Genomic DNA, 13,913 nt, shown 5'->3' with positions numbered 1-13,913 from the left:
ATAAAAGTCAGGAAGCACAGTGTAAACCGCCCTTCCCACCTTTTCATCCTTCTCAATCGGGCTATCATCGCCCGATTCTGCTGCTTTATTGCGGTTGACAATGGCGGGCAATCGCCGCGATGTCACGGGGTGAGGTGCGGCAGCAGCCGCCAATCAGTCGGGCGCCGGCCTGCTGCCATTCGGCAAATTTGTCATGCAGCGTGCAACCTGAGGGCGCGGAGTGCCAGCTTTTGCTGTTGGCATCGTACTGCTCACCTGAATTGGGATACACCACCAGGGGCTTCTCTGTCAGGCGCTGAAGCTGCTGCAGAGCGGGTGTGACACTGTCCAGCGCGATGCAGTTGATCCCCACGGCAATAACCTGCGGCTGCGCATTCAGGTAGGCCGCAACGTCACGCAGCGGCGTGCCATCGCTGAGGTGTTCCGCATCACGCAGCGTAAAGGAGAACCAGGCACAGCTGTCAGGGAATTCGCGCAGCAGGTTGACCAGCGTCTGCGCTTCGGCAAACGAAGGCAGGGTTTCACAGGCCAGCACATCCACGCCCGCTGCCAGCAAGACAGCTATCCGGGGGCGATGAAACGCCATCATCTCGGCTTCGGGCAACGTATAGTCGCCGCGATATTCCGACCCGTCCGCCAGAAACGCGCCATAAGGGCCCACCGAGCCTGCTACCAGCAATATCCTGTCGTCTGTCTGCGTCGCCAGGTAATCTGCGCGGGCACGTTGAGCCAGTTCGACGCTTTGTGCGATCAGCGCCAGCGACTGCTGTTCGTTCAAACCGCGTGCCGCAAAGCCTTGTGGCGTCGCCTGATAGCTGGCGGTAATCGCGCAGCGCGCGCCAGCAGCAAAATAGTCATAGTGCACCTGGTAAATCAGCTCAGGATTTTCCATCAGCACTTTCGCGGACCACAACGCATCCGTCAGATCGCAGCCCCGGGTTTCCAGCTCAGTCGCCAGCGCCCCATCCAGAATCAACGGAGCAGACTGCTGCAGTGCGTGTGATACAGGATTACGCGACATCTCTGGCCTCCTTAGCCTGTGATTTTTTGTGGGTCACATGGTAAGCGCCATAGCAAAACAGCACAAACGGAATTCCGCACCACAGGGCAATGCGCTGTGAGGGATCAAACGCCAGCCCGGCACAGGCCAGCAGGCAGAGTAAAAAGCCCAGAATCGGCGTAAACGGATAGAGCGGCGCGCGGTAAATCAGGTCCGCTGGCGCTTTGCCCTGCTGCACATGGCGGCGACGGAAAACATAGTGCGATGCACAGATGCTGAGCCACACCGCCACGACGGCAAAGCCAGAGATAGCAGACAGCGCCACAAATACGGTGTCCGGCGCGACCACACTGGAAAACAGCGCCAGCAGCCCGCCAATCATGCTGACGGTGATAGCCAGCAGCGGTACGCCACGTTTATTTACCCGGGCGAAGGCGCGCGGCAAGGTGTTTTCATTGGCCAGCGACCACAGCATCCGGCCCGAAGCATACAGGCCCGAGTTCGCCGCTGACAGGATGGCCGTGAGAATAACAAAGTTAATGATATCCGCCGCCCATGGAATACCGATTTTCTCAAATACCAGCACAAACGGGCTTTTGACGATACCGGCCTGATCCATCGGGATCAGCGCCGCCAGCACGAAGACGGTGCCGACAAAGAACAGGATAAGACGAGCAACGGTGGTACGAATAGCCAGCGGCACGACTTTTTGCGGGTTTTCGGTTTCACCGGCGGCAATACCGATTAACTCAGTGCCGGAAAAGGCAAAGTTCACCGCCACCATGGTCATGATGATCGGCAACACACCGTTAGGCAACCAGCCGTGCGCGGTAAGATTGCTCAGGCCGGGTGCTGGCGTACCGTCCTTCATGGGAATAAACCCGAACATGGCTGCACCGCCCAGGACGATAAAGGCGACAATGGTGATGACCTTGATGATGGAAAACCAGAATTCCCCTTCCGCAAAGAAGCGGGTAGAAATCACGTTCAGCAGATAGATGGCAATACAGAAAACCAGGCACCAGATCCAGACCGGCACATGCGGAAACCAGTACTGCATACAGAACCCTGCCGCCGTCAGGCTGGACCCCAGCGCGACGGTCCAGGTCAGCCAGTAGAGCCAGGCCACGGTATAGCCGGTTGCCGGACTCAGATAGCGGGCCGCATAGACGTGGAATGCGCCGGTTTCGGGCATCGCCACGGACAACTCACCCAGGCAGGCCATGACCAGCCAGACCACCAGCGCGCCAATCAGATAAGCCAGCAGCGTACCGGCGGCCCCTGTCGTGGAAATGATGTAGCCGGTGTTAAAAAACAGGCCCGTACCGATCACGCCGCCCAGCGATAACATCACCAGGTGGCGTACTTTCATGGTTCGCTTGAACTGACCCTGCGAAGACGTATTCTGCTCGCTCATAAACCTCATCCGTATGGACGTCTAAACATCTATATGCAGCAGATTTATACGCGTCGTCGCGCCGAAATGCAACGGGCGAAGCGGTAAGGTGCCAGAAAGGCCGGGATCGGCGCCCCGTGATAACGGGGCGGAATGCGTTAGCCAAACACGCTTTGCAGGTAGCGTTCCAGCGCCATTCGCGAACTGAAACCGTGCGGAATACCGTAGTGTTCCTGCGTATCACCGGCCAGGTAGAGAGGGAACTGTGTGTAGTGATCACAGGTTTTCATTTCTGAGGCCGGTTCGGCGAAAGGCTGACTTTTTTCTTTTAACGTGGGGTGGATAACCAGCGCCGTGCGCCCCATGCGCGCTTCGCGATTGACGTAAACATAGTTGTCGCCACGACGATAGCCGTACGCACGGGGGGTAATTTCATCGACTTCAAAGCCCACTTTTTCCAGGACGCGCGCTACCTCATCTGGTCGTAAATACATGCTTGATCCTCTCCTCTTCAAAAGCCACGCAACCTTACATCAGCGTGGCTGTACGGGCATTCGGAATTTTCCCTAAAGGGTCGTCCCGCGCCTCGTTAAGCAAAACGTGGTCTACACTGAGTATTACGTGTTAATGACAAGGGAGCCAAAAATGTTTAATCGAACGCAAAAAAACGATGACATTGATATCAATCAGGATGTTAATGAGTTGGCAGATTCACTTGAAGCCCTGCTGAAGTCTTACGGCAGCGAGGCCAAAGACGAAGTCAATTCTGCGCGCAGTCAGGCTGAAGCCCTGCTTAAGCAAACCCGGGCAAAACTGAACGGCGGCGGTAACCGCGTCACGCAGGTGGCCCGCGATGCCGGCTATCAGGTCGACGCGTATGTCCATGACAAACCCTGGTACGGTGTGGGTATCGGCGCGGCCGTCGGCATTGTGCTGGGCGCACTACTGGTTTCACGCCGCTAACGCTGTTCCACCCCGTTATCATCCGCCTCGCTCACTGAGCGGGGTTTTTTTATGCCTGTTTTTTAATCAACCAGCTTTACAAATTTATTTTTCGGGTGGCAGAGCGCGCCAGGCCTGACTTGCCGCGATAATCGCGATTAACCCTACATATGGTGCTATTGACCGCCACAAATACTACATCTAGTATTCATTTCATTGTCAGCCCACAAGATGTTTGCACGAACGAAGCCTGATTCAGGGAAATACACGTCGTTATTCGCAGCAGGACCGCAATGAAAGAGGAATACGAATCATGCGCATTATTATTTACACTAAAAACCACTGTGTCCAGTGTAATGCCACGAAGAATGCACTGGATCGCCACGGCATCGATTACCAACTGATCAATCTGGATACCCAGCCGGACGCAATCGACAGCCTGAAAGCGCTGGGCTATCGCCAGGTGCCCGTGGTGATGACCCATGACGATCACTGGAGTGGCTTTCGTCCTGACAAGATAGCCCGTTTAACCCAAACCACGACCATCGGCGGGTAGTCACATGTTCCCACTGGTCTATTTTTCCAGCCAGTCGGAAAACACCCATCGGTTTATTACCCGTCTGGGCCTGCCCGCGCACCGCATACCGATTGAGAGCAAGCAACCGCTGCATATTCACCAGCCTTATATTCTGGTGGTGCCGAGCTATGGCGGTGGCAGTCATCGCGGCGCCGTGCCCAGACAGGTGATTCAGTTTCTTAATGATGAAGCCAATCGTCGCGGTCTGCGCGGCGTGATCGCGGCCGGTAACCGTAACTTCGGTGAAGGCTACTGCCTGGCGGGCGACATCATTGCTAAGAAATGCCAGGTTCCTTACCTGTATCGGTTTGAACTGATGGGAACGCCGGACGATATCGCCAATGTAAAAGCGGGAGTAACCCAATTTTGGCAACAACAGACACTCTGAACAACGTTGCGCTGGACTACCATGCGCTGAACGCCATGCTGAATCTTTACGACGCCGATGGCCGTATTCAGTTTGAAAAGGATCAGCAGGCGGCGCGACAGTTCCTTATTCAGCACGTGCAACCCAATACGCTGCACTTTGCCAGCGTAGCCGAGCGCCTGCGCTATCTGGTTGCAGAAGGCTACTATGAAGCGGACGTGCTGAATCAGTACGATTTTGACTTCCTGTGTGCCCTGCACGATGAAGCCGACGCATGGGGTTTTGAGTTCAAAACCTTTTTAGGCGCGTGGAAGTACTACACCAGCTACACGCTGAAGACATTTGACGGCAAGCGTTATCTGGAAACCTTTGCGCAGCGTGCCTGCATGGTGGCACTGACGCTGGCACGGGGCGACGAAAGCCTGGCACGCGCAGTGCTGGCGGAAATCCTCAGTGGCCGTTTTCAGCCTGCCACGCCGACGTTCCTTAACTGCGGCAAGCAACAGCGCGGCGAGCTGGTTTCCTGCTTCCTGTTGCGTATTGAAGACAATATGGAATCGATTGGCCGGGCGGTGAATTCCGCCCTGCAGCTGTCCAAACGCGGCGGCGGCGTGGCGTTCCTGTTGTCGAACCTGCGGGAGGCCGGTGCGCCGATTAAGCGCATTGAAAACCAGTCTTCCGGCGTCATTCCGGTCATGAAAATGCTGGAAGATGCGTTCTCCTATGCTAACCAGTTGGGCGCACGTCAGGGAGCAGGCGCAGTCTGGCTCAGTGCTCACCATCCTGACATTTTACGTTTTCTGGATACCAAGCGCGAAAACGCCGACGAGAAAATCCGCATTAAAACCCTGTCGCTGGGCGTGGTGATCCCGGACATCACCTTCCAGCTTGCCAAAGAGAATCAGCCGATGGCGCTGTTCTCGCCCTACGATGTGGAGCGGATCTACGGTCAGGCGTTTGGTGATATCAGCGTCAGTGAGAAATATCACGAGATGCTGGCGGATGACCGCATTCGTAAAACCTATATTCAGCCGCGCGATTTCTTCCAGACGCTGGCGGAAATTCAGTTTGAATCGGGTTATCCCTACATCATGTATGAGGACAGCGTCAACCGCGATAACCCTGTTGCCGGTCGCATTAATATGAGCAACCTCTGTTCAGAGATTTTGCAGGTGAACAGCGCCAGCGAGTTTAATGAAGACCTGAGCTACCGCCGCGTGGGAAAAGACATTTCCTGTAATCTGGGTTCCCTGAATATCGCGCATGCGATGGACTCGGGCAATCTCGCACAGACGGTGGATACGGCAATCCGCGCCCTGACGGCGGTATCAGAGATGAGTGATATTGCGTCCGTGCCTTCCGTTGCAGAAGGTAACCGGCGTTCCCATGCGATCGGCCTGGGCCAGATGAACCTGCATGGCTATCTGGCGCGGGAAGGCATCGTCTATGGTTCCCCGGAAGCACTGGATTTCACTAATCTCTATTTTTACTGTGTGACCTATTATGCGCTGCGCGCCTCGAATCAGCTGGCAAAAGCACGCCAGCAAACCTTCGAGGGTTTTGAGTCCTCGACCTATGCCACCGGCGCTTACTTTGACAAGTATCTGAACGCTGACTGGCAGCCGCGCACCGCCCGTATTGACGCCCTGTTTGCCAAAGCGGGCATTACGCTGCCCGGCCGTGAAGACTGGCTGGCGCTGCGTGAAGCGGTGATGACCTCGGGTTTATACAATCAGAATCTGCAGGCTATCCCGCCCACGGGGTCGATCTCCTACATCAATCACGCCACCTCCAGTATTCATCCGATTGTGTCGCGTATTGAGATCCGCAAAGAGGGTAAAACCGGTCGCGTATACTATCCCGCCCCCTTCATGACCAATGACAATCTGGCGTTCTATGAAGATGCCTACCAGATTGGGCCGGAGGCCATTATTGATACCTACGCTGAGGCAACCCGACATGTGGATCAGGGCCTGTCACTGACCCTGTTCTTCCGGGACGACGTGACCACGCGCGACATCAATAAAGCGCAGATATACGCCTGGAAGAAAGGCATCAAAACGCTCTATTACATTCGACTGCGCCAGATGGCCCTGCAAGGCACCGAAGTGCAGGGCTGCGTCTCCTGTGCACTGTGAGAAACCTGTTATGCAACTTCGACATATTCACGCGATTAACTGGAACCGGATTCAGGATGAGAAAGATCTTGAGGTCTGGAACCGTCTGACAAGCAACTTCTGGTTGCCGGAAAAAATCCCGCTGTCCAATGATTTGCCGGCCTGGCAGACGCTGGACAAGTCACAACAGCAGCTCACCATTCGCGTCTTTACCGGCCTGACGCTGCTGGACACCATTCAGAATGTGCTGGGCGCACCGGGGTTAATGCCTGACGCGCTGACGCCGCATGAGGAGGCGGTGCTGTCGAATATCAGCTTTATGGAGGCGGTGCATGCCCGCTCCTACAGCTCGATTTTTTCGACCTTATGCAATACCAGCGATGTGGATGCGGCGTACCAGTGGAGTGAAGAGAACCAGGCCCTGCAAAATAAAGCCGGGATTATCCTGACCCATTACCGCGCTGACGATCCGTTAAAGAAAAAAATCGCCAGCGTCTTTCTGGAGTCGTTTCTGTTTTATTCGGGCTTCTGGCTGCCGATGTACTGGTCCAGCCGCGGCAAGCTGACCAATACGGCGGATCTGATTCGTTTAATCATCCGCGATGAGGCGGTACACGGCTACTATATCGGCTATAAATACCAGAAAGCGCTTGAGCAGGTCGATGAGGGCCGCCGCGAAGCCTTACAGCAGTTCGCCATCGATCTGCTGCTGGCGCTGTATGAAAATGAAGTGGCCTATACAGAAGCGCTGTACGGCGAAACAGGCTGGGCAGACGAGGTGAAAACCTTCCTGCATTACAACGCCAATAAAGCGTTGATGAATCTGGGCTACGAGGCTCTGTTCCCGGCGGAGCTCACGCAGGTCAATCCGGCCATTCTGGCGGCACTGTCACCCAATGCGGATGAGAACCATGATTTCTTCTCGGGCTCAGGATCGTCTTACGTGATGGGGAAAGCGGTCGAAACCGAAGACGAAGACTGGAATTTTTAAGACGTTGTGTGCCGTGCTGTCAACGGCACGTTTCCCCTTCGCGAAGGGACAGGCGCGCGGCATTTTCACAGCGCGCTGAACCTTCCCTCTCCGTCCGCGGAATGGGTGCCGATCGCGCCACAATAAATGACGGTAACGATTTGGCCGCCGTTGCCAGGGTTAACCAGACCGATATCACTGCTCACGCACTGACCGCTCTCAGCAACGCGCTGCCTTTGGCATGGCGTTGAGAAACCCGTTTATTCCGACGCCAAAACGGGGCGCCGTACCCGGATCCAACCTGACAGAGGGATAAGTCTGTGCCTGCCACGACCCGAGAGATCGCGACCAACAAACCCGACGTAAACGGCTGTCGATCTTTACTGTTACCCGACTATCACATAAACATAGCTATCAAATTATTTTTTAGGTTATTATTAACGCCACATTATTATTCATCTTTGCTACTGACGACCTATGACAACGTCTCACCCTGGTTTATCTTCCGCGCTGGTGGGACTGATGTCCGTTGCCACGGGACTGTGCGTCGCCAGTAATTATTATATTCAGCCTCTGCTGCATACTATCGCCCTTCACTTTCACTTATCCGTCGCATTCGCCGGGTTTATCGTGACCAGCGCGCAACTCGGCTATGCCTGCGGTCTGCTGTTGCTGGTCCCACTTGGCGATATGCTGGAACGGCGTGGACTGATTGTTGCCATGATGGTGCTGGCGGCGCTTGGTATGGTGATCATTGCCCTTTCCTCCTCCTTTCCTGTGTTGTTACTGGGAACGGTACTTACCGGGCTCTTTTCTGTCGCGGCGCAAATTCTGGTACCGCTGGCGGCCACCCTGGCCCGCCCGGAAACACGGGGCAAAGTGACCGGCACCGTCATGAGTGGCTTGCTGTTGGGTATTTTGCTGGCGCGCACCGTGGCGGGCGGCCTGGCTCAGTTGGGCGGCTGGCAAACCGTCTACTGGGTCGCCAGCGTCTTAATGCTGTTGATGGCGCTGGCGCTGTGGCGCGCGCTGCCGCGTATTACCCCCTCGGTCTCGTTAAATTATCCGCAGCTGCTGGTTTCCATTTTCAGGCTGTATGCGGCCGACGCTGTTCTGCGCACCCGGGCCTTTACCGGTTGCCTGACGTTTGCCAATTTCAGCATCCTGTGGACCTCAATGGCCTTTCTGCTCTCTTCCGCGCCCTACGGTTATTCGGAAGGGGAGATCGGCTTACTGGGGCTGGTGGGTGCCGCTGGCGCGCTGGCGGCCAGAAAAGCCGGGGCGCTGGCGGACAAAGGTAAAGCGAAACTGACCACCAGCATGGGCTTGCTGATTATGCTGCTGTCATGGAGCGTGACCGCCTGGGGCACGCAGCATCTTGCGGCTCTGATTATCGGCATTTTGCTGCTGGATCTGGCGGTACAGGGCGTGCATATCACCAATCAGAGCGTGATTTACGCGCGTCAGCCTGATGCCCGTAACCGTCTGAATGCCGGCTATATGACCAGCTACTTTATCGGCGGTGCGCTGGGTTCGCTGCTGTCTGCCAATGCCTATCATCTGGGCGGCTGGCATGGGGTTTGCGCAGCCGGTGCAACACTGACGTTACTGAATTTACTTGTCTGGTGGAGGAATCACCGCTTAGAGCAACCGAATAGCCAGAATAGTGTGATTTAGCCTGTTCAGCCGAGTGTGAGTTTGCTATGGTTGGCCCCAAAGTTATTCACGTCGGTTATTTTTTCTTTCGAAATCATTTGATGTCGTACCGTTTCGCTCTACGACCAACGCCTGTGATATCGATGCGCACCACCTTCACCCTGGGGTCAAGGACAGATCTTGAATCACCACAGTGGAACAGCCCGAGAACACCGCTTCTGTGTCCGGTGACTCAACAGTCATGCTGTCGCCGTGGTTACTATAAAAGTTGAAATTAGTGAGGTTTTTTCTAATGGAAAGTTCGTTTACTCCCATTGAGCAAATGTTAAACATCCGCGCCAATCGTCATGCGGATTTCCCCTTCCAGGAGATTCTTCTGACGCGACTCTGCATGCATATGCAAGGTAAGCTGCTGGATAATCGTAATAAGATGCTGAAAGAACAGGGCATCAATGAAACCCTGTTTATGGCATTGCTGACCCTGGATGCGCAGGAAGATCAGAGCATTCAGCCTTCTGAACTGAGCACCGCGCTGGGTTCATCACGTACCAACGCCACGCGCATCGCTGATGAGCTGGAAAAACGCGGCTGGATTGAGCGCCGTGAAAGTGCGCAGGATCGCCGCTGTCTGCATCTGCATCTGACCGACAAAGGTAATGCCTTCCTGCAGCAGGTTCTGCCGCCGCAGCATCAGAGCCTGCAATATCTGTGGTCCGCTCTGACCGCTGACGAAAAGTCGCAGCTCGAAAGCATCACCCGTAAGTTGCTTACCCGACTGGATAAAATGGAAGAAGACAAACTGTCTGCCTCGTTATCACGGTAATAGCAAGATCTGCGACACAATCACCTGACGAAATCGTTATTTTAACCCTCTTTCATCCGGCCAGCGCTTAGTCGCTGGCTTTTTTGGCTCGGGCGAAGGCGAAAACGGACTTGACCTCGCCGACATAGTGGAAAACGTGGAGAAATACATGAGTGCATCAGAGGCGCAAAGCCCGCATCAGCCTGTGAACAACAAAAAGAAAAAGCGCAAAGGCGCACTGATTTTACTGGCGCTGGTGGTCGTACTGCTCGGCATTGCGTGGGGCGTATACTGGTTTTTAGTGTTGCGTCATTTTCAGGAAACGGATGATGCCTATGTTGCGGGTAATCAGGTGCAGATCATGGCCCAGGTATCAGGCAGCGTGAACAAAGTCTGGTTTGACGATACGGACTATGTCAAAAAAGGGGATGTGCTGGTGTCGCTGGATAAAACTGACGCACAGCAGGCCTTTGAAAAAGCGCAGACGGAGCTGGCTACCAGCGTTCGTCAGGTGCACCAACAGATGATTAATGCGAAACAGTATCAGGCCACCATTGCACTCCGTCAGACGGCGTTGGATCAGGCGCAGGCCGACCTGAAACGCCGCGAACCGTTGGGTGCGTCCAACCTGATTGGCCGTGAAGAACTGCAACATGCGCGCGATGCCGTGGCCTCGGCGAAAGCAGAGCTGGATGTGGCAATTCAGCAATACAACGCCAACCAGGCGATGATCCTGAACACCTCACTGGAAAACCAGCCGGCCGTAAAACAGAGCGCCGCGCAACTGCGTGACGCCTGGCTGACACTGCAACGTACCGATATTCGCAGCCCGATGGACGGGTATGTCTCGCGTCGTAGCGTCCAGGTCGGATCGCAAATCAGCACCAGTACCCCGCTGATGGCTGTCGTCCCGGCGACGGATTTGTGGGTGGATGCAAACTTTAAAGAAACCCAACTGGCAGGCGTGCGTATTGGTCAACCGGCCACCGTTGTGGCAGATATCTACGGCGACGATGTGGTCTATCACGGCAAAGTGGTGGGGCTGGATATGGGCACAGGCAGCGCGTTTTCCCTGTTACCTGCACAGAACGCCACGGGCAACTGGATTAAAGTCGTTCAGCGCCTGCCAGTACGCATTGAGCTGAACCAGGACGAAGTCGCGAAGCATCCACTGCGTATTGGCCTGTCAACGTTGGTCAAAATTGATACCGACAATAAAGACGGTAGCGTACTGGCAACCAGCGTACGTCAGCAGGCAGCTTACAGCACTAACGCGCTGGCCATTGACCTGGCACCGGTTAATACGCTGATCACCGATATCGTCCACGCGAACGCCGGATGATGAGCCGGAGGCTGTAATGGCACAAACACCGCTTAAAGGGATGCCGCTGGTCTTAATGACCATTGCGTTATCGCTGGCGACGTTCATGCAGGTTCTGGACTCTACCATTGCGAACGTTGCGATTCCGACGATTGCCGGTAACCTGGGAGCGTCCAACTCCCAGGGAACCTGGGTCATCACCTCATTCGGGGTGGCCAATGCTATCTCGATTCCGATTACCGGCTGGCTCGCCAGGCGCATCGGTGAAGTCAAACTCTTTACCTGGTCCACTATCCTGTTTGCGCTGGCCTCCTGGGCCTGCGGTATGTCAGAAAGCCTGGAGATGCTGATTTTCTTCCGCGTCATTCAGGGGATCGTGGCCGGTCCGTTGATTCCGCTGTCGCAAAGCCTGTTGCTGAACAACTATCCCCCGGCCAAGCGCAGTATCGCCCTGTCGCTCTGGGCGATGACGGTGATCGTGGCCCCGATATGTGGACCGATCCTCGGCGGCTGGATCAGCGATAACTACCACTGGGGCTGGATCTTCTTTATCAACGTTCCTATCGGGGTTGTCGTCATTATGCTGACGCTGCAAACCCTGCGTGGTCGTGAAACCCAGACACAGATTCGACCGATCGATACCGTCGGCCTGGTCCTGCTGATTGTCGGAGTCGGTTCGCTGCAGGTCATGCTGGATCGGGGTAAAGAGCTGGACTGGTTTAGTTCGACGGAAATCATCGTTCTGACCATTGTCGCCGTGGTGGCGCTCGTGATGTTGCTGATATGGGAGTTGACGGATGAGCATCCGATAGTCGATCTGTCGCTGTTCAAATCGCGTAATTTCACCATAGGCTGTTTGTCGATTAGCCTGGCCTACATGCTCTATTTTGGCTCGATTGTCCTGTTGCCGCAGTTGCTGCAGGAGGTCTACGGCTATACCGCAACCTGGGCCGGGCTGGCGTCGGCACCGGTGGGGATTATCCCGGTTATCCTGTCGCCGATTATTGGGCGTTTCTCGCATAAGATAGACATGCGGCAACTGGTAACGTTTAGCTTCATTATGTATGCCATTTGTTTTTACTGGCGAGCTTACACCTTTGAGCCCGAGATGGACTTTGCGGCCTCCGCCTGGCCTCAGTTTATTCAGGGCTTCGCGGTGGCCTGCTTCTTTATGCCATTGACGACAATCACGCTTTCCGGTCTGCCACCGGAGCGCATGGCCGCGGCATCCAGCCTGTCTAACTTTGTGCGTACGCTGGCGGGCTCGATTGGCACTTCCATTACCACGACAATGTGGACGGATCGTGAGGCAATGCACCACAGCAACCTCACCGAATCGGTGACGCCGTACAACATCAATGCGCAGCAGATGTACAGCCAGCTTGAAGGGATGGGCATGTCGCATCAGCAGGCATCGGCCTACATCGCCCAGCAGATCACCAATCAGGGGCTGATTATCTCTGCCAATGAGATTTTCTGGGCCTCGGCGGGCGTGTTCCTCGTCTTGCTGGTCCTGATCTGGTTTGCCCGTCCACCGTTCGGCGCAGGCGGCGGAGGCGGCGGCGCGCACTAGCGGCTGCCGCACTGTCTTCGCCGGTTCTGGCGTACCTGCCCGGTACGCCAGAACGTCCTTACCAACGCGTCGCTTTTATATCAATCACGAACCGGTATTTCACCTCCCCTTTCAGCATCCGCGCAAATGCCTCTTCTGTCTGCTCTCCGCGAATCAATTCAATGTCAGCCGTAATATTGTTCTCACCGCAGAAGTCCAGCATGTCCTGCGTTTCTTTGATGCTGCCAATAGAAGAGCCGCTGATGCTTAAACGGCGGAATACCATAGGCGTGATATCCGGTGAGGCGTGCGGGCTGTCGGGAATGCCCACCAGCACCAGACGGCCATTGGTTTTAAGCGTGGCCAGATAGGGATCCAGATCGTGAGGCGCGGCAACGCAGTCCACGATCAGATCCAGCGACTGCTGACTGGCCTGCATCTCTGCTGCATGGCGTGATACCACGACATGACGGGCACCAAGTCGGCGCGCATCTTCCGCTTTGTCGGGAGAGGTGGTGAACAGCGTGACGTCCGCACCCAGTGCGCTCGCCAGTTTTACCGCCATGTGCCCCAGCCCACCCAGGCCAATGACGCCAACCTTGTCGCCCGCTTTGACATCAAAGTGACGGAGCGGTGACCACACAGTGACGCCCGCACACAATAGCGGGGCCACGCCTGCCAGCGGCAAGTGCGAAGGAACCGATACGACAAAATCCTGATCGACGACAACGTGTTCCGCATAACCGCCCCGGGTGCGCTCCCCGGTATATTTATCTGTGCCGTTATAGGTCGCGGTGAAGCCGGCTTCGCAATACTGCTCTTCCTGCTGCTGACAAAAACGACAGGTGCGGCAGGCATCCACCATCACGCCCACACCGACAAGATCGCCGGGGGCAAAACGGCTGGCCTTTCCGCCGGTTTCAATAACCCGGCCCACAATTTCATGACCGGGTACTAATGGATAGTGGCTCACCGCCCACTCATTGCGGGCCATGTGCAAATCGGAGTGGCAAACGCCACAGTAAAGAATTTCGATTCTGACATCACTGGGCTGAAGCGGACGCAGCGCTATCTGGCCGGGCGTCAGGGGTTGTGTCGCATCGTGGGCGATCAGTGCATTGATTTTCATTGTGCCTCTCATCGTATCTGGCGTTATTTAACGGAAGGCGGCAAACTCTACTTAAATGGGTTCATTATTGATAGTAGTCACCTT

The 13,913-nt window shown here is 55.5% G+C and carries 13 protein-coding genes; 9 read left to right on the top strand and 4 right to left on the bottom strand.

Features of this window, described 5'->3' with window-relative positions:
• Positions 1-85: 85 nt before the first annotated feature.
• The 3 genes from mmuM to C1N58_RS02030 all read right to left on the bottom strand — a co-directional run bounded on the left by mmuM (position 86) and on the right by C1N58_RS02030 (position 2,890).
• Positions 86-1,021: a homocysteine S-methyltransferase gene (gene mmuM / locus C1N58_RS02040; protein ID WP_164482509.1), complete on the bottom strand. Its 936-nt coding sequence runs from the start codon at positions 1,019-1,021 to the stop codon at positions 86-88.
• Positions 1,011-2,417 carry an S-methylmethionine permease gene (gene mmuP / locus C1N58_RS02035; RefSeq protein ID WP_006120677.1) on the bottom strand — a complete coding sequence of 469 codons (1,407 nt, stop codon included), beginning with the start codon at positions 2,415-2,417 and terminating at the stop codon, positions 1,011-1,013. Before mmuP ends, mmuM begins: the two co-directional genes overlap by 11 nt.
• Before the next feature lie 137 nt (positions 2,418-2,554).
• Entirely contained in the window at positions 2,555-2,890 is a 336-nt protein-coding gene (locus C1N58_RS02030) for a DUF2002 family protein (RefSeq protein WP_006120678.1), read from the bottom strand.
• Between the two features lie 151 nt (positions 2,891-3,041).
• Here C1N58_RS02030 and C1N58_RS02025 point away from each other — a divergent pair, with 151 nt between their 5' ends.
• From C1N58_RS02025 to emrB, 9 genes are all read left to right on the top strand, one after another.
• Positions 3,042-3,359: a DUF883 family protein gene (locus tag C1N58_RS02025; protein ID WP_033739441.1), complete on the top strand. Its 318-nt coding sequence runs from the start codon at positions 3,042-3,044 to the stop codon at positions 3,357-3,359.
• 292 nt (positions 3,360-3,651) lie between these two features.
• Positions 3,652-3,894 carry a redoxin NrdH gene (locus tag C1N58_RS02020; RefSeq protein WP_006120680.1) on the top strand — a complete coding sequence of 81 codons (243 nt, stop codon included), beginning with the start codon at positions 3,652-3,654 and terminating at the stop codon, positions 3,892-3,894.
• A 4-nt stretch (positions 3,895-3,898) separates the two neighbouring features.
• Positions 3,899-4,303 (top strand): class Ib ribonucleoside-diphosphate reductase assembly flavoprotein NrdI, encoded by a 405-nt coding sequence (nrdI, locus tag C1N58_RS02015; RefSeq protein WP_006120681.1) that lies wholly within the window; start codon positions 3,899-3,901, stop codon positions 4,301-4,303.
• A complete protein-coding gene (nrdE, locus tag C1N58_RS02010; RefSeq protein WP_394564519.1) occupies positions 4,282-6,420 on the top strand; it encodes a class 1b ribonucleoside-diphosphate reductase subunit alpha in 2,139 nt (712 codons plus the stop codon). Before nrdI ends, nrdE begins: the two co-directional genes overlap by 22 nt.
• 10 nt (positions 6,421-6,430) lie before the next feature.
• Positions 6,431-7,390 carry a class 1b ribonucleoside-diphosphate reductase subunit beta gene (nrdF, locus tag C1N58_RS02005; RefSeq protein WP_006120682.1) on the top strand — a complete coding sequence of 320 codons (960 nt, stop codon included), beginning with the start codon at positions 6,431-6,433 and terminating at the stop codon, positions 7,388-7,390.
• A 456-nt stretch (positions 7,391-7,846) separates the two neighbouring features.
• Complete coding sequence (locus C1N58_RS02000) at positions 7,847-9,046, top strand: MFS transporter (protein ID WP_039340114.1); 1,200 nt, start codon at positions 7,847-7,849, stop codon at positions 9,044-9,046.
• A 271-nt stretch (positions 9,047-9,317) separates the two neighbouring features.
• Positions 9,318-9,848 (top strand): transcriptional repressor MprA, encoded by a 531-nt coding sequence (mprA, locus tag C1N58_RS01995; RefSeq protein ID WP_033739447.1) that lies wholly within the window; start codon positions 9,318-9,320, stop codon positions 9,846-9,848.
• Between the two features lie 148 nt (positions 9,849-9,996).
• Entirely contained in the window at positions 9,997-11,169 is a 1,173-nt protein-coding gene (emrA, locus tag C1N58_RS01990; protein ID WP_283785969.1) for a multidrug efflux MFS transporter periplasmic adaptor subunit EmrA, read from the top strand.
• 16 nt (positions 11,170-11,185) lie between these two features.
• Complete coding sequence (emrB, locus tag C1N58_RS01985) at positions 11,186-12,721, top strand: multidrug efflux MFS transporter permease subunit EmrB (protein WP_039340119.1); 1,536 nt, start codon at positions 11,186-11,188, stop codon at positions 12,719-12,721.
• Between the two features lie 58 nt (positions 12,722-12,779).
• Here the strand turns inward: emrB and C1N58_RS01980 are convergent, their stop codons facing one another.
• Positions 12,780-13,829, bottom strand: a complete 1,050-nt coding sequence (locus C1N58_RS01980; RefSeq protein ID WP_039340121.1) for an NAD(P)-dependent alcohol dehydrogenase — start codon at positions 13,827-13,829, stop codon at positions 12,780-12,782.
• Positions 13,830-13,913: the final 84 nt, after the last annotated feature.

It is taken from the genome of Pantoea sp. SGAir0180 (assembly GCF_043546245.1).
Note: the sequence above shows the minus strand (reverse complement) of the source record. Positions and strands in the feature narration are given on the sequence as shown.

What these genes read in the sequence shown, in the direction of transcription:
- C1N58_RS02020 (WP_006120680.1), top strand. Translation starts at nt 3,652, where the DNA reads ATGCGCATTATTATTTACACTAAAAACCACTGTGTCCAGTGTAATGCC.
- emrA (WP_283785969.1), top strand. Translation starts at nt 9,997, where the DNA reads ATGAGTGCATCAGAGGCGCAAAGCCCGCATCAGCCTGTGAACAACAAA.
- mmuM (WP_164482509.1), bottom strand. Translation starts at nt 1,021, where the DNA reads ATGTCGCGTAATCCTGTATCACACGCACTGCAGCAGTCTGCTCCGTTG.
- mmuP (WP_006120677.1), bottom strand. Translation starts at nt 2,417, where the DNA reads ATGAGCGAGCAGAATACGTCTTCGCAGGGTCAGTTCAAGCGAACCATG.
- C1N58_RS02025 (WP_033739441.1), top strand. Translation starts at nt 3,042, where the DNA reads ATGTTTAATCGAACGCAAAAAAACGATGACATTGATATCAATCAGGAT.
- mprA (WP_033739447.1), top strand. Translation starts at nt 9,318, where the DNA reads ATGGAAAGTTCGTTTACTCCCATTGAGCAAATGTTAAACATCCGCGCC.
- emrB (WP_039340119.1), top strand. Translation starts at nt 11,186, where the DNA reads ATGGCACAAACACCGCTTAAAGGGATGCCGCTGGTCTTAATGACCATT.
- nrdF (WP_006120682.1), top strand. Translation starts at nt 6,431, where the DNA reads ATGCAACTTCGACATATTCACGCGATTAACTGGAACCGGATTCAGGAT.
- nrdI (WP_006120681.1), top strand. Translation starts at nt 3,899, where the DNA reads ATGTTCCCACTGGTCTATTTTTCCAGCCAGTCGGAAAACACCCATCGG.
- C1N58_RS02000 (WP_039340114.1), top strand. Translation starts at nt 7,847, where the DNA reads ATGACAACGTCTCACCCTGGTTTATCTTCCGCGCTGGTGGGACTGATG.
- C1N58_RS01980 (WP_039340121.1), bottom strand. Translation starts at nt 13,829, where the DNA reads ATGAAAATCAATGCACTGATCGCCCACGATGCGACACAACCCCTGACG.
- C1N58_RS02030 (WP_006120678.1), bottom strand. Translation starts at nt 2,890, where the DNA reads ATGTATTTACGACCAGATGAGGTAGCGCGCGTCCTGGAAAAAGTGGGC.